Origin of the sequence: Flavobacterium anhuiense (genome assembly GCF_004151235.1) — a bacterium.
In the GTDB taxonomy this organism is placed as follows: Bacteria; Bacteroidota; Bacteroidia; order Flavobacteriales; family Flavobacteriaceae; genus Flavobacterium; species Flavobacterium anhuiense_A.
Genome location: NZ_JUIV01000019.1, coordinates 25,276 through 44,908, shown reverse-complemented (window position 1 = coordinate 44,908; position 19,633 = coordinate 25,276). Strand labels below are relative to the sequence as shown.

General features: G+C 33.4%; 17 protein-coding genes. 15 read left to right on the top strand and 2 right to left on the bottom strand.

Translation table 11 applies throughout. From position 1 onward, the window contains the following. The first annotated feature begins 21 nt into the window (after positions 1–21). The 8 genes from rsfS (at position 22) to NU08_RS18520 (ending at position 6,774) form a co-directional block, all read left to right on the top strand. Entirely contained in the window at positions 22–393 is a 372-nt protein-coding gene (rsfS, locus tag NU08_RS18555) for a ribosome silencing factor (protein WP_007809313.1), read from the top strand. A gap of 15 nt (positions 394–408) precedes the next feature. Further along, entirely contained in the window at positions 409–2,334 is a 1,926-nt protein-coding gene (gene ftsH / locus NU08_RS18550; RefSeq protein ID WP_129748584.1) for an ATP-dependent zinc metalloprotease FtsH, read from the top strand. A 118-nt stretch (positions 2,335–2,452) separates the two neighbouring features. After that, positions 2,453–3,058 (top strand): lactate utilization protein B/C, encoded by a 606-nt coding sequence (locus NU08_RS18545; protein ID WP_066032158.1) that lies wholly within the window; start codon positions 2,453–2,455, stop codon positions 3,056–3,058. Position 3,059: 1 nt separating this feature from the next. Continuing rightward, positions 3,060–3,950, top strand: coding sequence for a phosphatidate cytidylyltransferase (locus tag NU08_RS18540; RefSeq protein ID WP_129748583.1), 891 nt, complete (start codon positions 3,060–3,062; stop codon positions 3,948–3,950). Then, complete coding sequence (locus NU08_RS18535; protein ID WP_129748582.1) at positions 3,940–4,593, top strand: phosphatidylserine decarboxylase family protein; 654 nt, start codon at positions 3,940–3,942, stop codon at positions 4,591–4,593. The genes NU08_RS18540 and NU08_RS18535 overlap by 11 nt, the downstream gene beginning before the upstream one ends. After that, on the top strand, positions 4,594–4,863 hold the full coding sequence (locus NU08_RS18530) for an acyl-CoA-binding protein (RefSeq protein ID WP_129748581.1): 270 nt from the start codon (positions 4,594–4,596) through the stop codon (positions 4,861–4,863). It begins immediately after the preceding gene. A 7-nt stretch (positions 4,864–4,870) separates the two neighbouring features. Then, entirely contained in the window at positions 4,871–5,650 is a 780-nt protein-coding gene (locus tag NU08_RS18525) for a superoxide dismutase (RefSeq protein WP_129748580.1), read from the top strand. A gap of 65 nt (positions 5,651–5,715) precedes the next feature. After that, positions 5,716–6,774, top strand: coding sequence for a glycoside hydrolase family 130 protein (locus tag NU08_RS18520; RefSeq protein ID WP_129748579.1), 1,059 nt, complete (start codon positions 5,716–5,718; stop codon positions 6,772–6,774). 63 nt (positions 6,775–6,837) lie between these two features. On the opposite strand, the gene NU08_RS18515 is transcribed toward NU08_RS18520, so the two are convergent. Next, a complete protein-coding gene (locus tag NU08_RS18515) occupies positions 6,838–8,709 on the bottom strand; it encodes an alpha-amylase family protein (protein WP_129748578.1) in 1,872 nt (623 codons plus the stop codon). 281 nt (positions 8,710–8,990) lie between these two features. Between NU08_RS18515 and NU08_RS18510 the strand changes: the two genes are divergently transcribed. The 7 genes from NU08_RS18510 to NU08_RS18480 all read left to right on the top strand — a co-directional run bounded on the left by NU08_RS18510 (position 8,991) and on the right by NU08_RS18480 (position 18,288). Then, positions 8,991–10,667, top strand: a complete 1,677-nt coding sequence (locus NU08_RS18510) for an OstA-like protein (protein ID WP_129748577.1) — start codon at positions 8,991–8,993, stop codon at positions 10,665–10,667. Positions 10,668–10,867: 200 nt separating this feature from the next. Beyond that, positions 10,868–12,061: an aspartate aminotransferase family protein gene (locus NU08_RS18505; protein ID WP_129748576.1), complete on the top strand. Its 1,194-nt coding sequence runs from the start codon at positions 10,868–10,870 to the stop codon at positions 12,059–12,061. A gap of 266 nt (positions 12,062–12,327) precedes the next feature. After that, complete coding sequence (locus tag NU08_RS18500) at positions 12,328–13,722, top strand: tetratricopeptide repeat protein (RefSeq protein WP_129748575.1); 1,395 nt, start codon at positions 12,328–12,330, stop codon at positions 13,720–13,722. A 2-nt stretch (positions 13,723–13,724) separates the two neighbouring features. Further along, positions 13,725–14,477, top strand: a complete 753-nt coding sequence (locus NU08_RS18495) for a shikimate dehydrogenase family protein (protein ID WP_129748574.1) — start codon at positions 13,725–13,727, stop codon at positions 14,475–14,477. Between the two features lie 55 nt (positions 14,478–14,532). Then, positions 14,533–15,285, top strand: coding sequence for a lipid A phosphoethanolamine transferase (locus tag NU08_RS18490; protein WP_129748573.1), 753 nt, complete (start codon positions 14,533–14,535; stop codon positions 15,283–15,285). A 252-nt stretch (positions 15,286–15,537) separates the two neighbouring features. Next, on the top strand, positions 15,538–17,517 hold the full coding sequence (locus NU08_RS18485; protein WP_129748572.1) for a DUF349 domain-containing protein: 1,980 nt from the start codon (positions 15,538–15,540) through the stop codon (positions 17,515–17,517). A 351-nt stretch (positions 17,518–17,868) separates the two neighbouring features. Then, positions 17,869–18,288, top strand: coding sequence for an OsmC family protein (locus NU08_RS18480; protein WP_119789950.1), 420 nt, complete (start codon positions 17,869–17,871; stop codon positions 18,286–18,288). 54 nt (positions 18,289–18,342) lie between these two features. On the opposite strand, the gene NU08_RS18475 is transcribed toward NU08_RS18480, so the two are convergent. Continuing rightward, positions 18,343–19,611, bottom strand: coding sequence for a tetratricopeptide repeat protein (locus NU08_RS18475; RefSeq protein WP_129748571.1), 1,269 nt, complete (start codon positions 19,609–19,611; stop codon positions 18,343–18,345). Positions 19,612–19,633: the final 22 nt, after the last annotated feature.

Genomic DNA, 19,633 nt, shown 5'->3' with positions numbered 1-19,633 from the left:
CAAATTCATATAAAATAATTCATGGCGAAAAAGACTATTAATAATGATGTTCTACTGGCGAACATAATCAAAGGGATTGAGGAAGTAAAAGGAAATGATATCGATATTCTTGACTTAAGAGAAATAGATACAGCTGTATGCGACTATTTTGTTATTTGCAACGGTAGCTCAAACACCCAAGTTAACGCCATTGTAAACTCAATTCAAAAAACAGTATCAAAAGACTTAAAAGATAAACCTTGGCACGTAGAAGGAACAGATAACGCAGAATGGGTTTTAATGGATTATGTACACATTGTAGTACATGTTTTCCAGAAACATATTCGCGAATATTACAACATCGAAAGCCTTTGGGGCGATGCCAAAATCACTACAATCGAGAACAAATACTAAAGAAACTTTCATTAAATGGCTAAAGATAATAATCCAAATCCGAATAAATTTAAAATAAGTCCTTGGTTAATATACACCGCAATACTTTTAGTTTTTTTATTCATAAGTTTTGCCACAGGAGGATCAAGCTTAAGCGAACCTGCTCAATTAACTTCTTCTAAATTCAACACGCTTTTAGAAAAAGGACAGATTGAAAAAGTAATTGTTTACAATAAAGCAGAAGCTGAGGTATATTTGAATGCTGCGGCTCTTAAAGACCCAGCAAACAAAAAAGTTGCTGAAGATATTTTCAAACAGCCAAACAAAGGTCCACACTATACTTTGGAAATTGGTAACGATCAAATCTTTCAGACTAAATTAGAAAAAGCAGTTACTGAGGGCAAATTGAAAGATTTCAACTTCCTTCAAAAAAATAACTGGAGCGATATTTTAATCAGCTTACTTCCTATCATCATCATTGTTGGTGTATGGATCTTTATTATGCGTAAAATGTCTGGCGGAGGCGCTGGAGGTGGTGGACAGATTTTCAATATCGGAAAATCTAAAGCTAAACTTTTTGACGAAAAAACAGATATCAAAACTACATTTAAAGATGTTGCAGGTTTAGAAGGTGCTAAAGAAGAAATTCAAGAAATTGTTGAATTCCTTAAAAACCCAGAAAAATACACTAATCTTGGAGGTAAAATACCAAAAGGTGCTTTACTTGTAGGACCTCCGGGAACTGGTAAAACTTTATTAGCAAAAGCTGTTGCTGGTGAAGCACAAGTACCTTTCTTCTCTCTTTCAGGTTCAGATTTCGTAGAAATGTTTGTAGGAGTTGGTGCTTCACGTGTACGTGACTTATTTAAACAAGCTAAAGAAAAATCTCCTGCTATCATCTTCATCGATGAGATCGATGCTGTTGGTAGAGCAAGAGGAAAAAGCAATATGTCTGGCGGAAACGACGAAAGAGAAAACACTTTGAACCAATTATTGACAGAAATGGATGGTTTTGGTACAAACTCTAACGTAATTGTTTTGGCTGCAACTAACAGAGCTGATGTTCTTGACAAAGCTCTAATGCGTGCTGGACGTTTTGACAGACAAATCTTTGTTGACTTACCAGACATTCGCGAAAGAGCTGAAATTTTTAAAGTACACTTAGCTCCTATCAAAAAAGTTGAAGGTCTTGATTTAGATTTCTTAGCAAAACAAACTCCAGGTTTTTCTGGTGCTGATATTGCAAATGTTTGTAACGAAGCTGCTCTTATTGCTGCTCGTAACAACAAAGCTGCTGTTGATAGACAAGATTTCCTTGACGCTGTTGATAGAATTATTGGTGGTCTTGAAAAGAAAAACAAAATTATTACTCCAGACGAAAAAAGAGCTATCGCAATTCACGAAGCTGGTCACGCTACTGTAAGCTGGATGTTAGAACACGCTGCACCGCTTATTAAAGTAACCATTGTTCCTCGTGGACAAAGTTTAGGAGCTGCTTGGTATTTACCAGAAGAAAGACAAATCGTTAGAACAGATCAAATGTTAGACGAAATGTGTGCTACTATGGGAGGAAGAGCTGCTGAAAAAGTAACTTTCGACAGAATTTCAACAGGCGCTTTAAGCGACTTAGAAAAAGTAACTCGTCAAGCTCGTGCAATGGTAACGATCTACGGATTGAACGATAAAATCGGAAACGTTACGTATTATGATTCATCTGGACAAAGCGAATACAATTTCTCTAAACCATATTCTGACGAAACTGCAAAAATTATTGACAAAGAAATTTCAGATTTAATCGAAGGTCAATACCAAAGAGCAATTCAGATACTAGAAGAGAACAAAGACAAGTTAAATCAACTTGCTGATATTCTGATTGAAAAAGAGGTAATCTTTAAAGATGACTTAGAAAACATCTTCGGAAAACGTACTTTTGACAAAAATTTAGAAGAGGTAGTTTCATAACGAATTACCAAATACAAAATAATATTTTTCAAAATCTTAATTCAAAATACCCTTTTGAATTAAGATTTTTTTATCTTTGAACGTTTTCAATTAACATGTAAAGCATTTCATATAAAAAATGAATTTTTTCAAAAAAATATTTGGCTCTAGTGAAGCCGCTTCTGATGAAGTGAACGAAAGCGAATATGCAGGAACTTCTGCGCAGAACAGTCATTTATCTTTGGACGAGCAATTTATTTTCAATTTCAAAAAAAATGGAGGTAAGTTCTTATACTGCGAAAACATGGGAGAGGTTTCTGAACAGTTTGAAAACATTTTAGAAGAAAACGATTGGTTTGAACAAGAAGTTTTATGTTACGAACCTGCTTTATTTGGTCTATTAGACGAAAATAAATTATTTTACATTGCCCCTGCTAAACCAAAATTTTTATTGGCAAGTTGCGAAAACCTTATTGCTGATGAAGGTTCTATTTTATTTTCATCAAAACAGATCAGACAAAATAAACCTAACGAATTACCTGCAAACATTGTTATCATAGCTACTACCAGCCAAATCCTTCCTATGAAAAGTGACGGATTGAGCGCAATAAAACGCAAATACGAAAGAGACATACCTACTAATATCACTACAATAAAATATTTCGAAAAAGCGAAAGACGAAGATTTTACACAATACGGAAGTGTTGCAAAAAACCTTTATTTACTGCTTTTAGAAGATCTTTAAGATGAACGAAACACTGAAGAGAACCATTTCTGGTGCTGTTTATATCGCTTTATTACTAACTTCGATATTGTTTTCTACAGAAAGCTTCATTACTCTTTTTGGTGTTTTCCTAATTATTACGATATACGAGTTTTCTAATATCGTTAACTTGAACAAAGTATTTTCTATTCTCTTCGGAACTTTAGTTTATGCCGCAATTATCCTTGTAAGTCACTACAACAAACAGACTACTGCATTTATAAACGATACATTTAATTCTAATATCAGTTTAGAAACCAATATTAAACAGCTGGATTTAATTCTTCTGGCAGTTACCATCGTGGTTTCTATAAAGTGCATCATATTCTTGTTTTACGATTCTGTTCAAAAAGTAAGCACTTCATCAAAATATTTATATCTGCTTGGATATATTACGCTTCCTTTTGTCTTCATTGTAAAAATCTCTTTTGGAACAAACGATTATAATCCGAAGATTATTTTAGGTTTATTTGTTTTGATTTGGACAAATGATACTTTTGCTTATTTAGTCGGAAAATCAATGGGAAAACACAAATTATTTGAACGCGTTTCTCCCAAAAAGACAATTGAAGGTTTTCTTGGTGGTGTAGTTTTCGCTGCTTTTGCTGGCTTTCTAATTTCTAAACTCTACATTCAGCCTAAGCCTGAATTTAGTGGTAAATCGATTTTAATCTGGACCATTATCGCATTAATTGTGAGCATTTTTGGAACTATTGGCGACTTGATAGAATCCAAATTTAAACGAATTGCCGGTATTAAAGACAGCGGTTCGATAATGCCTGGTCACGGAGGTATTCTAGATCGATTAGATAGTGTTATATTTGTAGCACCAATTATATTTTTATTTTATCAAATTTTATATTATGTTTCATAAAGAGGGAGGCCCGTCCATTTTATTAGGTACTGTATTTACTGTAGCTGTACTTTTAATTGCTGAAAGATTTATAGATATCAATTGGCTTAGAATGCTTGTTCAAATTGCAACACTTGTAATTCTGATCATTATTTTACAATTCTTTAGAAATCCTAAAAGAATTGCAGTTAGAAACAGCGATCACATCCTAGCTCCTGTTGACGGAAAAGTGGTGGTTATAGAAGAAGTTTATGAAGGAGAATATTTTAAAGACAAACGTTTACAGGTTTCTATCTTTATGTCGCCTATCAATGTGCACGTAACGCGTTACGCCATGGATGGGATTATTAAATTTAGCAAATACCACCCTGGTAAATTCCTTGTTGCGTGGCATCCAAAAGCAAGTGAAGAAAACGAAAGAACTACCGTAGTGATCGAAAACGACACTTTTGGTGCTATTTTATACAGACAAATTGCTGGGGCTTTGGCTCGTAGAATTGTAAATTACGCTAAAGAAGGAATGCAAGTGGTTCAGGGAACTGATGCTGGTTTTATTAAATTTGGTTCAAGAGTAGATTTATTTTTACCTTTAGGTACGCCTATCAATGTTGAGTTAAATCAAAAAGCGATTGGCGGGAAAACAATTATTGCTACAAAGGCATAAATGGCTGATAAAGATTTAGATATTCGCTTTGCTAAAGCTGTAGAAGTTGCAATGACAATGACTCAGTCTTCACTGCCGCAAGATGTGCAGTTGAGACTTTATGCTTTTTACAAACAGGCTACTTTTGGGACCGCAGTTTACAATCAATCTCAAAATTTTGATTTACGAGATGCTTTTAAAACTAATGCCTGGATGCAGATAAGCCATATGACTGTAGATGAAGCCAAAGAAAATTATATCGAAATCATCAATTCATTAACATCAAAATAAAAACATTATGAAGAAAAACGTTGTTCTTTTCAGCACTTTAGCTTCATTTTTACTATTATTTTCCTGTAAAGAAGATAAGCTGGTTGAAGTAGTTGAAGTTCCTCTTCCAACAAAAGAAGAAAAAATAACTATTGGTTCACCAAATGATGTTAAAGCCGACCCCGGTTCTTTTGAAATGACAAAATTGCCATTTAACTATGATGCTCTTGCGCCAGACATTAGAACTTTGACTTTAGAAACTCATTATTCTAAGCACTATTTGTCATATACAAACGCTTTTAACAAAGAAATCGTTTCGACTGAGTTTGAAAATATGCCTATTGAAGACATTTTAAAAAAAATGCCTCTTACTAATTTAAAACTTCGTCAAAATGCGGGCGGATATTACAATCATACTTTATATTTTAATATCCTAACTCCGAAAGAACAAACACCAAAAGATACACTTGCAGGTTCTATTAATAAAGAGTTCGGTTCTTTTAATAATTTGACAAATCAATTTAAAGCACAGTCAGAAAAGCAGTTTGGCTCTGGATGGATTTGGCTGGTTGTGGACCGATATGGTAAATTGCAAATTACTACGACAGACAATCAAGACAATCCATTAATGAAAAACGCTTTGATTCCGGGAACTCCAATTATGGGAATTGATCTTTGGGAACATGCTTATTATTTAGATTATCAAAACCGAAAAGGCAGTTATATTGATGCTTTTTACAATCATATTAACTGGGAAAAAGTGAACGAATATTACATTGAAGCTCTCAAGAAGGTTAAAAAAGTATAGAAAAAAAGCTGATACAATTAAGTATCAGCTTTTTTTTATACCTTTTAGGTACTTAAATGAAGATCATGAAAGATATTGCCAATCGTTTTACAGAAAACCCCTTGCTGTCTCCTTCAGATATACCGCCAAGCAGAGAAGGTCTAGAAATTACCTGTCTCTTAAATCCTGGCGTTTTTCAATTCCAAAATAAAATCTGGCTTGCCGTACGTGTTGCTGAAAGACCCAAACAAATTGAAAATAGTATTTCGTTTCCAATTTTGACGGAAGTTGGAACAATTCAAATTATTGAAATTCTAAAAGATCATCCAGAACTTATTGCAACAGACGCTCGTGTAATTAACTATCAAGGAATCGATTATTTAACCACTTTATCGCATATTCGTTTATTGTGCAGTGAAGATGGAAAACAGTTTTACGAGCCTGAAAATTATCCGCATTTGGTTGGCGAAGGAATACTGGAAACTTTCGGAATTGAGGATTGTCGTGTATCTTTAATTGAAGACAAATATTACCTGACGTTTACTTCTGTTTCTCCCAGTGGCGTCGGCGTCGGTTTGCGAACCACAACGGATTGGAAGAATTTTCAAAAACACGGATTAATATTTCCGCCCCACAACAAGGATTGTGCGATTTTTGAAGAAAAAATAAACGGGTTATTTTATGCTTTACACCGCCCAAGTAGTGTAGATATTGGCGGAAATTACATTTGGATTGCTTCTTCTCCAGATGGCATTCATTGGGGAAATCATAAATGCATTATTAAAACCAGAAAAGAAAATTGGGACAGCAAAAGAGTTGGCGCTGGTGCTGCTCCAATAAAAACAGAATTGGGTTGGCTCGAAATTTATCATGGAGCCAACGAATTTCATCAATATTGTCTAGGTGCTTTTTTATTGGATTTGGAAGATCCCACAAAAGTGATTTCTAGAACAGAAACTCCAATTATGTTTCCGAAAACAAACTATGAATTAAGCGGTTTCTTTGGAAATGTCGTTTTTACAAACGGTCATATTCTTGATCCTGATGGCGATACACTAACGGTTTATTATGGCGCTTCGGACGAGTTTGTCTGCGGAGCAACATTTTCTATAAAAGAGATTTTTTCTTTGCTTAAAAAGATTTAAAATAAAAAAAACGTGTTTAGAATATACTAAACACGTTTTCTTTTTATAATATTTCAATTACTTTCATTTCATTTCTAAAATCAAAGATTCTGAAGGCTGAATCGAGATTTTAGCTTCTCCTTGCCCATTTTGCACTTTCAGTACAAACGTTTTGTTTTGATACAATTGATCCTTCATCTCATATTCACCATCTTTTAAATTCCATTTTGAAATAAGCGAAGAAGGAACTTTCAAATCAAATTCGCTTCCTTTTTCGGAAGAAAAATTAGCCACTACAATCAATTTTTGACTTTCAGACCAACGTGCATATGAATAGAGCAAAGCATCATAATTTTCATTATTTTGACGGTTTACAGTTTGAATTTCTTCAAAACTTCCCATTAAAGCACTGCTGTTGATTGTAAAATTCAATAATCGTTTGTAAAAATCACGAAGCTGTTTTTCAGATTCTGAAAGCTGCCCTCCATCAAATTTACCGCCATTCATCCAGCGCTGATGATTTGGAACTCCGATATAATCAAAAATCGATGTTCTGGAACGTTTTCCAAAACCAGCATCTTCGTTCCCTGCCTCTCCTACTTCTTGTCCAAAATAAATCATAGTTGGCGAAGTGCTTATTGTTGCCGAAACCACCATTAAAGGCTTTCCTCTTTCTGGCGTTCCTGCAAATTCTGGGCTTGCCAAACGCTGTTCGTCATGATTATCTAGAAAATGAAGCATATGATGTTCAATATCCGACATATTGTTTTGGATTTTTATTAATTCGTCTGGCGAAGATTTTCCTCGAATAACATCTTTCAGTTTATCATACGTTTCTACTTTATCGTACAAATAATCCATTTTTCCTAAACGAATATAATTGCGATATTCATTCGGATTATACACTTCAGCCAATAAAAACGCGTTGGGATTTTTCATTTTAATGGAAGAGTTCATATAACTCCAAAATTCGTAAGGAACCATTTCGGCCATATCATAACGGAATCCGTCCACTCCTTTTGCTGTCCAGTATAACGCAATATCTCTAAATTTCGTCCAAGAATCAGGAACGTCTTTATCTTGCCAAAAAGCAAAATGCTCTTGATACGATTTCTGGTCAAAACCAGCAGGAAGTTCAGGAAAATCTTTGCTTCCGTCTGGACGCACTCCATAATTTACTTTTACGGTTTCGTACCAGTCATTTTGATCTGGCTTAATTTTACGAGATCCATTTCCTGTCCATTTTGCTGGATTTTCGTCAAATTTCCCATCAATAAGCGGATTCTTTTCTCCATTTAATGGAATATCACCATCTGGTATTTCAAAATGCTGCTGTGGAATGTAATAGAAATTATTGTCTCGTTTATATTCAACTGTAACATCATCATCTGCACCAAAATCTTTTACACCTTCTGGATTTGATTTTCCTTCATATTTTCTTGCAATATGGTTTGGAACAATATCAATGATCACTTTCAAACCTGCATTATGAGTGCGTTTGATTAAAGCTTCAAACTCTTCTAATCGTTTTGCAGGATTTACAGCCAAATCTGGATTTACATTATAATAATCTTTTACAGCATAAGGAGAACCTGCACGACCTTTTACCACTTCTGGATCATCATTTGAAATTCCGTACGCCGTATAATCACGCACCAAAGCATGATGCGGAACTCCTGTATACCAAACATAGGTTACTCCCAAATCTTTTATTTCTTGGAGCGCTTTATCTGTAAAATCATTAAACTTTCCAACACCATTCTCCTCAATAGTTCCCCATGGTTTATTGTTTGTATTTTTATTTCCAAAAAGGCGAGTAAAAACTTGATAAACCACAACTTTGTTTTCTGTTGCAGTTTGTTCCTTTGCTGTGCTCATTTTTAAATCTTTTGTTTTACAGGCTGAAAATAGAACCGTCAATATTATTCCGGCTGCAATTATTTTTTTACTTATCATATTTTGGCTATTCTTAACTTATATCTTTGGTTCTGATTCAAAAAACATCAAAACAATTTTCTAAAAATAGCTCATTTTTTAAAACTCCGAAAACGATTTATCTAATTTACAATGTTTTCAGCTTAAAATACAACTACTACAACGTGAGAGTTTGAGTTTTTGTTGAAAAATTAAATAGCACTTAAATCCTACTTTAGACTGTTAATGACTTATTATAAATTAATCCTAATATCGACCACAGGTTCTAACCTTTTTTATAAATTTGACAAAAATTTAATCAGTTGAAGAAATCACTCTTTTTCATATTCTATTGTCTGTTTCTTAGCGTACAATTTATTTCTGCGCAGGCCAAAAAAACTGCACAAACCCCGAAAACAATCGTCATCGAGAATGCTGACTTTTCTGATGTGGATCAGGTTAATGTGCCAGATGCGCTTTTACTTACTGGAAATGTCAAAGTAAATCATGATGGTGTGGTATTAACTTGTAACAAAGCCTATTTTTTTCAAAAAGAGAATTATCTAAAAGCATTCGGAAATGTACAATTAGTACAAGGGGATACCTTATTTTTAAATAGCAAATATGCAGAATATAGTGGTAATGCAAGAAAAGCTTTTGCAACAGGAAATGCAGTTCTAACTTCGCCAGATGCTACTTTACAAACCGATACCATTAATTTTGACAGAAATGTTCAGGAAGCATTTTACAATACGAAAGGAACCATTATCAATAAAGACAATACTTTGGTAAGCAAATCTGGAAGGTATTTTGTAAAAGAAAAGAAATTCCAGTTTTTAACTGAAGTTACAATTACGAATCCGAAGTATGTGATTAAATCAAACCATTTGGATTATTACAGTAATTCTGGACATACGTATCTTCTTGGGCCTTCAACTATTACAAGTAAAGCCAATTACATTTATACCGAAAAAGGTTTTTATGATACGAAGAAAAACTTAGCGCATTTTCTACGAAAATCATACATCAAGTATGACGACAGGCGTATACAAGGCGATAGTTTATTTTATAATCGAAATACCGAATTTGCTTCGGCAACACGAAATGTAAAAATAACCGATTCTATAAATAAAGGAATCGTAAAAGGCCATTATGCAGAGCTTTACAAACTAAAAGATTCAATGTTTGTAACCAAAAGGGCTGTTGCTGTAAATCTAGTTGAAAATGACTCAGTTTACATTCACGGACAAAAATTAATGGTTACAGGTAAAGAAGGAGAAAGAATTTTAAGAGCTTTTAAAAATGTTCGTTTTTACAAAACAGACATGAGCGGCAAGTGCGATTCTATACATTCTAACTCAAAAATAGCATTAACAAAATTGATTGGAAATCCGATTCTTTGGAACGGTGAAAACCAGATTACGGGAGATGTAATGCACTTAATTGGCGATAATAAAACAAGAAAAATCGACTCTTTGAAAGTTCTTAACAATACTTTCGTCTTGTCCAAGGATACGCTAGGAACAGGATTTAATCAGGTCAAGGGACTCAATTTGTTTGGAAAATTTCGGGATGGAAAACTTCACGATGTCGATGTAATCAAAAACACTGAAGTAATTTATTATATGCGGAATGACACCAATGAACTGATTGGAATTAATAAAAACGTGAGCAGTAAAATCAATATGATTTTGGAAAATAATGCCATTGAAACGATTACGTTTTTCAATAAAGTCGACGGAGATATTTTTCCTGAAGATGAACTTCCTGAAAATGCCCGTAAACTGAGAGGAATGAAATGGCGTGGCGATGAGAGGATAAAATCGAAAGACGATATTTTTACCGCAGAAGAAAACGAAGAAAATGACAAACTGATTAAACAAGGAAAAGACGAAGAAGAAAAAGGTAAAAATGTTCCGCTAAAAGTCAGAAAAGAAACCTTGAATTACGATAAGAAGAATTCTGCTCCTAAAACAGACACGAAAGCTAAAAATAAGTAGTTTTTAGTCTCAGTTACAGTTTTCAGTGCTTTGCAATTGTTTAAACTACAAAGTTAACTTAAGCGTAAAGTCAAAAACCTTAGAACCTCAGTACCTTTGCTACTTTGAACCTAAAAAAGTTTTCAGTCGCAGTCACAGTTTACAGTTAAAAACATAGAAGCTCAGAATCTTAGCATCTCAGCAACTTAGAAGCTTAAAAAATGAATCCAGATTTTATAAAATACCAAGCGCAAACCTCCCCTTACCCACTGGGAATGGAAGTTTCGCATGCCATTGGCTCATATATTTACGACACAAACGATAAAAAATACTTAGATTTTGTTGCCGGAGTTTCAGCTTGTACTTTAGGACATCAACATCCAAGAGTTAATCAAGCCATAAAAGATCAGTTGGACAAATATTCGCATGTGATGGTTTACGGAGAATATTCTCAAAGTCCAGCCGTCCAATATTGCAAAATGATGGCCTCTCTGCTTCCAGAATCTTTAAATAAAACCTATTTGGTTAATTCTGGTACAGAAGCGATTGAAGGTTCGTTAAAATTAGCCAAACGCGTTACAGGACGCAGCCAGCTTATTTCCTGTCATAACGCTTATCACGGAAACACTATGGGTTCTATGAGCGTTATGGGATTTGAAGAACGCAAACAGGCTTTTAGACCTTTGCTTCCAGATGTTGATTTTATCACTTTCAATAACGAAGAAGATTTACAAAAGATAACTAATCGAACAGCCGCGATTCTTTTAGAAACTATTCAAGGAGGCGCTGGTTTTATTCAGCCAGAAAACAATTTCCTTCAAAAGGTTCGTAAGCGCTGTGATGAGGTTGGAGCATTAATGATTGTTGATGAAATTCAGCCAGGTTTTGGAAGAACTGGAAAACTTTTTGGTTTTCAAAATTATGATGTTGTTCCAGACATTGTGGTTATGGGTAAAGGAATGGGTGGCGGGATGCCTGTTGGCGCTTTTACTGCTTCTGCCGAAAAAATGGATCTTTTAACCGAAAACCCAAAACTAGGACATATAACCACTTTTGGAGGCCACCCTGTCATTGCGTCAGCTTGTCTTGCTACTTTGCAAGAATTAACTGAAACAAATTTAATGGCAGAAACGCTAGAGAAGGAAAAACTCTTTAGATCGCTTTTGGTACATCCTTTGATTACAGAAGTTAGAGGAAAAGGATTAATGCTTGCCGCTATGACAGAATCGGCAGACATTACAAACGAAGTCATTTTAACCTGTCAAGACAGAGGACTTATTTTATTCTGGCTTTTATTTGAAGGATGCGCCATAAGAATTACACCTCCTTTGACCATTTCTGAAGACGAAATTAGAGAAGGTTGCGCCATTATTTTAGAAGTGATGGATGAAATAATGAACAAGAACAACAACTAAATATAAAAAAATATTTTGAGCGCTGTTTTTAATAAAATAGACAGAAATTAAAGCTCAATTTCTATTTCTAAAAAGTCTTCCGATAGAAATAAAAAAATGACAAAACTGAAGCTAATCCCTTAAGAATAAAAGAGATTTCTTCCCAAAATAGAATAAAAAACGCCATATATTGTTAATTAAATTGTTCAAAACAATTAATTTCTTATCCTTACAGCGATTATATGGTTGCCTAAATTTATAACAGGCTAATTTCAAATATACGAAGTATGCAATTAAGCAACGAAGAAGAAGATTATAACCTATCCCTATCCAAATTTGAGTCGATGTTAAAAACCAACAAAGTACTCTTTTTTGATTCTGAAGAATTCGAAGAAATAATTCTTCATTATTTAGACATAGGTAAGGCTAATTTAGCAAAAAAGGCCTTGAAACTTGCATTAGACCAGCATCCAAAATCTACAGGCTTAAAATTAGTACAAGTAGAAATGCTAGTTTATGATGACAAACTCGACATTGCTGAAAAGCTTTTGAATGAGTTATACGCAATTGAACCTAACAACGAGGAAATCTATATCCAGAAAGCCAATATCTGTTCCAAAAGAGATCAGCACGAAAAAGCAGTTGAACTGTTAAAAATTGCTCTTCAATATACTGACGATTATGCTGATGTGTATAATTTGATTGGAATGGAATATCTTTTTATGGATAATCTCGAGCTTGCCAAGGACAGTTTTATCAAATGTCTTGAAGAAGACTTAGAAGATCAATCTGCTCTCTACAACGTAGTGTATTGTTTTGAATTTTTAGATCAAAACCAAGAAGCTATTGTATATCTTAACGAATACATCAATAGAAATCCGTACAGCGAAATTGCATGGCATCAGCTTGGGCGTTTGCATCATGGCGTAAAAGAATACGAAGCAGCAATTCGTGCATTTGATTATGCAACGCTGATTGATGATGAATTTTTAGGTGCTTTTATGGAAAAAGCAAAAGCTTATGAGCGCCTGAAAAAATACAATGAAGCAATTGAAAGCTATAACAGAACCATCGAATTGGACGATGCGACTTCGTATGCATTGCTTCGAATTGGAAAATGTTATGAAAAACTTGGAAATTTAGCGAAAGCGATCCAATATTATAACCAAACTGTTCACGAAGATCCGCTTTTAGACAAAGGCTGGATTGCAATAACAGATTTTCATCTTCGCCAGAAAAACTATCAAAAAGCACTATTTTTTGTGAATAAAGCTTTGGCAATCGACAATCAGAATCGTTTGTATTGGAAAAGATATGCTACGATAAACAAACAGATGAATTTCTTTGAAGAAGCCGAATTTGGTTTCAGAAAAGCAGTTGAATTTGGAGATTATGCATTAGACACTTGGTTATACTGGGTTGATATTCTTCAATTTTTAGGAGAATTTGAAACGGCTATTCAGACTTTATTGCAGGCGACAGAATATTTCCCTGAAGAGAACGAAATCGAATACCGTTTGGCTGGATTGTATTTTATGATTCAAGACAACACAAAAGCCAAATTTCATTTAAGCAATGGTTTACGTCTAAACTTTGACAATTATATCTTAATAGAAGATTTGTTTCCAGTAGTTTGGACAAAAAAAACAGTAAAAAATTATATAGAAAAACATCGTAAATAAGAATGGTTGATATTTTATTAAGAAGACGTTTTGGATTATTGGGACGCAACATAAGCTACTCTTTTTCAAAAGGTTATTTTACAGAGAAATTTAATAATGAAGTTTTTGCTGGTAACAGCTATGAGAATTTTGACATTTCTGAGATTAATTACTTCACAGAATTAATTAAAAACAATCCTGATTTAAAGGGATTAAATGTTACGATTCCTTACAAAGAACAAGTTATTCCTTTCTTAGATAAACTATCAAAAAAAGCCGCTCTAATTGGCGCCGTGAATACTATTAAATTTACCAAAAGCGGTAAACTAAAAGGTTACAACACCGATTATTACGGATTCAAAAAGTCTTTAAAACCATTATTGGAGCCTCATCATAAAAAAGCTCTAATTTTAGGAACAGGTGGCGCTTCTAAAGGTGTTGCTTTTGCTTTGGACGAATTGGATATTCCGTACACTTTTGTTTCTAGAGAAGCAAAAGAAAACATTATTGATTATGATTTGATAAACGCTACTACTTTTGATAATTTTCAAATTATAATTAATTGTACGCCAGTTGGAACAAGTCCGAATGTTGAAGCTTGTCCGAATTTGCCTTATGAGTTTTTTACAGAAAAACATATTGCTTACGATTTAATCTATAATCCTGCAGAAACCACTTTCTTACGAAAAGCAAAAGAAAAAGGCGCTGTAATTAAAAATGGACACGATATGCTTATTTTTCAGGCTGAAAAAGCTTGGAAAATCTGGAACAAATAAAAAATAAAATGTTAAAGTAATTTTTGTAAATTAGTCTACTCATTTGCAGACAGTTATGAAGAAACAATTACTTTACTTTAGCATTTTTTTTCTTATTACAGTTCTTGCATCAGCCCAAGACGAAGATATAGACAGAAGCAATAGTCCGTTTGCTGAGCCTCGATATCATTACTTTCTTCAGACTATTTTATTATACAATGAGTATTTAGACACCAAGAATGGCTCTTATAACACTACCAATTTGCGTGTTTTACAGCCAATAGGCAACAAAGCCTGGAATCTGAGGTTTGATTTGCCTTTAATATCAACCAACTCCAATTCTATAAACCAAACTGGACTTGGTGATGTAGGTGCTGGACTGAGTTTTATCCCTTATTTTAGAAAAACTAGCGGGATTGGTCTTAGGACTCGTATCATTTCAAATTCTGCCGTAGATCCAAGTTTTGGCACAGGTAAATGGGTAGTAATTCCAGCAGGTATTTTTGCAAAATACTTCAATCAAAAGAAATTCTTATGGCTTGCGACTGTTGAACATTCCCAAAGTTTTGCAGGATCAAGCAACCGAAGCGATGTCAGCGTAACCCTGTTAGAAAACAACTTATTATGGTTTTTTGGTAAAAATTGGATTGCTACAGATGTAGCTTTTAGATACAATTACGTTCTAGACGGTTTCCAGAATAATGCTTTTATGGAGTTTGGTCGAAAAATAACCCCAACAAATTTAGTTTATGTACACCCCAGCGTAGCTTTTGGCGGAGAAAAATCATATAATTTTGGCGTAGAAGTTGGCCTTTTGGTTTTGTTTTAATTTAAAGCCAAATGCTGAATTTGCTTCACTTTTTTATGATTCATTTGTTTTTTCATTGAAAAATCGTAAAAAACATTATTTCTATCTTATCAATTAAAACCACAAAAATTAATATATCATACTGCTAAATTGAATTAAACAATAAGAATTTCATCGCAAATTAGCGTATAAACAAAGGATTTATTTTGTATTTAGAAACACCTTTACTATCTTTCGCACTGTTTAAAATAAAAAACCTTATACATTTTTAAGATGTTAGAAGAAAAGAATGATAACCTGCAGGAAGCAGACGGAAAAACTGGAATCGAAATAAATGATTCTGTAACAAATGAAGCAATTGAAATATCAGATTCTGAGACTTTGACAGAAGCCTCGGAAGAAGAAACTGATAATGAATTAGAAAAACAAGAAAATGCTCACCAAGAAGCATTGGATGTCATTACAAATTCAAATGCTGCTGAAAGCGAAGACGAAACTTTGAAGGAACGTCATGACATTCCTATGCAAGATTACAATACGTTTTCTCTAGATGCTCTTGTTGATGAACTTAAAAAATTGGTTAATACAGATAAAGTAATGTCTGTAAAAGATCATATAGAAGAAATCAAAAAAGCTTTCTTGTTACAATATCATCATCTTATAGAGGAGAAAAAAGAAGAATTTTTAGCTTCTAATCCAGATCCTAATGAAGAATTTGAATATCATCTGCCTTTAAAATCAAAATTTGACGAATACTATAATGTTTTTAGAGAGAAAAGAAATGCTCATTTTAAACAGTTACAGACCAATTTAAAAACCAATTTAGATAATCGTCTTGCTATTGTTGAAGAATTAAAGGAATTAATCAATCCGCAAGAAAATATCAAAGACACTCTTAAACATTTTAATGAATTAAGAGAAAGATGGAAAAATGCAGGTCCTATTCCGAAAGACAAATACAATCACGTTTGGAATAATTACCATTTTCACGTAGAAAACTTCTACGATTATCTTCATTTAGATCGTGAGGCTAGAGATTTAGATTTTAAACACAACTTAGAATTAAAACAAAAAATTATAGCTCGCGTTGAAGAATTGGTAAACGATGCTGACGTAAATAAATCTTTCCGTGAATTACAGGATTTACACCGAATCTGGAAAGAAGAAATCGGACCGGTTTCTAAAGAACATCGTGATGCTATCTGGAATCAGTTTAGCGAACTAACAAAAAAAATACACGACAAGAGAGAACTTTTATTTGAAAGCCAACGAGCAAACGAGCAAAAAAATCTTGAAGCTAAAAAAGAAATCATTGCTAAAATTGAAGCGCTTGGAAATGAAAAAGTAAATTCTCATTCACAATGGCTTGTTCAAATTCAAAAAGTAGAAGAACTTAGAAATGATTTTTTTGCAGCTGGAAAAGTGCCTTCTGAAGTAAATGAAGAAACTTGGGCAGCATTTAAAACTGCCGTTAGAAATTTCAATGCTTTCAAGAATTCGTTCTACAAGGACATTAAAAAAGATCAAAACGATAATCTAAATAAAAAACTGGCTCTTGTTGCTAAAGCAAAAGAATTACAGGAAAGCACCGATTTTCAAGCTACAACTCCTGTAATGAAACAAATCCAGGAAGAATGGAAACAAATTGGGCATGTTCCTAAAAAATATTCAGACAAAATCTGGAAAGAATTCAAGGACGCCTGCAACCATTATTTCGATAAGTTAAAAGAACACAAATCTGAAGAAAATAGCGAAGAAGTTGCTGCTTTTGACAATAAAAAAGCTTATTTGGATGTATTGAGAGCTTTCCAATTGACTGGAGAACACAAAACAGATCTTGACGCTATAAAAGCGCATATTGAGACTTGGAAAGGATTTGGAAAAGTTCCTTTTTCTAGAAGACATATCGAAGGAAAATTCAATAAAATCTTAGATGCTCTTTTTGAGAAACTAAGTTTAAGCAAAAAAGAATCTGAAATGATGCGTTTTGCAAACCGTCTTGATTCTCTGACTGACAGCAATGATACGCGTAAATTAGACAATGAAAAAATCTTTATTATGCGTAAAATTGAAGAAGTTCAAAATGAAATTTTCCAATTAGAAAATAATATTCAATTCTTTACCAATACTAAAAATGCGAAAAAGGAAAATTCTATTGTAACGGAGGTTCGCAAAAACATCGCCATTCACAAAGAAAGTCTTGAAGTATGGAAAGATAAATTGAAACAACTTCGAAACTTGGGACAAGAATAATTGTAGATGAATTCTAAAAATATTAAAGTGTAATGAGAAATCGTTACACTTTTTTTTGTGTCTTTTTTTAATGCAAAGCCCGCAAAGATCTAATTTAAAATATAAGTTCGTAAAACTTTGTTCAGAGATAACTTTTCGAACTTTATTATAAGAAAATAAAAATAAAAAAATGCAACCTTAGCGTTCTTTGCTTTAAAAAACACAATCTAACTTTAAACAAAAACCTAAAACTTAACATTCCCATTAAATTTCATAAAACTATTCTGCAAAATATTGATTATATTTGAGTTACATCTATTATTAGGCAATCAAACAAACAACATTTAATACTAATTTTTAAATAAGAAAACTATGAAATTTACAAGAAAAGCACACGCCAACTGGAAAGGAACTGGCATGGAAGGAAAAGGAACTATTAGTACACAAAGTACAACTTTAGATAATGCTCAACTGTCTTTCAAAACCAGATTTGCTGATGGCGTGGGAACAAATCCTGAAGAACTAGTTGCTGCGGCACATTCTGGCTGTTTTACAATGCAATTAAGCTTTTTACTGAATGAAGCTGGTTTTACTGCAGATGATTTAACCACAGAAGCTACAGTAACTTTTGAAGACGGAACAATTACTTTAATTCATTTGGATTTAAAAGGCAAAGTTCCTTCAATTTCTGCTGAACAATTTGCCTCAACAGCGGCAAAAGCAAAAGAAATCTGTCCGATTTCAAAATTGCTAAACACAACTATCACATTATCTGCTGAGTTAATCAACTAAAGTGATAAAAAAAAAAACATCCGCCGAAGCGGATGTTTTTTTTAAAGCTAATAATTACATTTTTGCTTTTAAAGCTTTAGCTTCTGCAGTCATTTCAAGAGCATTGTAAACTCCTAATAATGTTTTAGAAACATCTTCGTTTTTAGGATCTAATTCGTTCGCTTTTTTAAGGTATGGAATAACTCCTTTGAAAACAGCTTCTCTTTGTGCTTTTAAAACATCGTAACGTTTCATGTCTTTAGCAGAAGTACCTAATTTGTTCATTTCGTCAATGATTGGTTTCTCTGCTTCTAACTTTAATGCCGCAAGGTTTAAGTAAGCATTTGTGTAATTAGGATTGATTTCGATAGCTCTTAAATAATATTTTTCTGCATCAGCATTATTTTTAGCACCGGAACTAATTACTCCTAAATTGAACACTAAATCAGCATTGTTTGGATCTTTCTCTAAAGCTTCACCAACTAATTTTTTGTACATATCAAAGTCTTTAGTCTCTAGATATAAATTAGCCTCTGTTAAGATTAGAGAAGTATCATCTGGATTTGCTTTTCTAGCATCAGCGATTGCTTTTTTAGCATCTTCTGTACGTCCTTTTTGAACTAAGATTAATGCTAAGTTTTTGTAGATTTCACCTCTTTTAGAAGGAATTGCTTCTGTTTTAGGTTTTTCGTGAGTACCTAATTTAACAGCCATATCTCTTTCTTTAGCATTTGCAAAACTATCATCATTTCCAGAAGCTTTGTTTACAGCTGTATACATTGTTCCTTTTCCAGAATAGTTTAGTTTTTTCAACTCTTCATACATTGGCAAAGCAAGATCAAAATCTTGTGCATTTACAGCTGTAGAAGCAGCATAGTACAAGTTGATTGTATCTTTCTTATCTAAAGCATAAGCATCGTATAATTTCTTAGCTCCTTCAACATTTTTGTTTGATTGAGTATCAGCAATTGCAGAGTTAATCAATAAACCTTTAATGCTAGTAATTGATGCAGCAGCTTGAGTTGAATATTTTTGTTTTCCTGAAGTTTTTTCAACTTCAATTAATTTTTTATAGCTCTCAGCAGCAGCAGATAAGTTTTTACTTTCTTCAACTTTTTTGTTAGCCAACTCTAAATAAGCATTTCCCTGAACGAAATAATATTGCGCTTGTTCTGTATCTTTTGCATTTGCAATTAAATTCTCTGCATCTTTCAATTGTGCAAGAGCACCTTGTGCGTCTCCGCCTTTTAATGCTTTTTCAGCATTTTTAATTTGATCTTTCTGAGCAAACGTAGCTACAGAGATCAGTAATGCTGATGCAAGTATTACATATTTACTTTTCATAATGATATTTGTTTGTATTTAA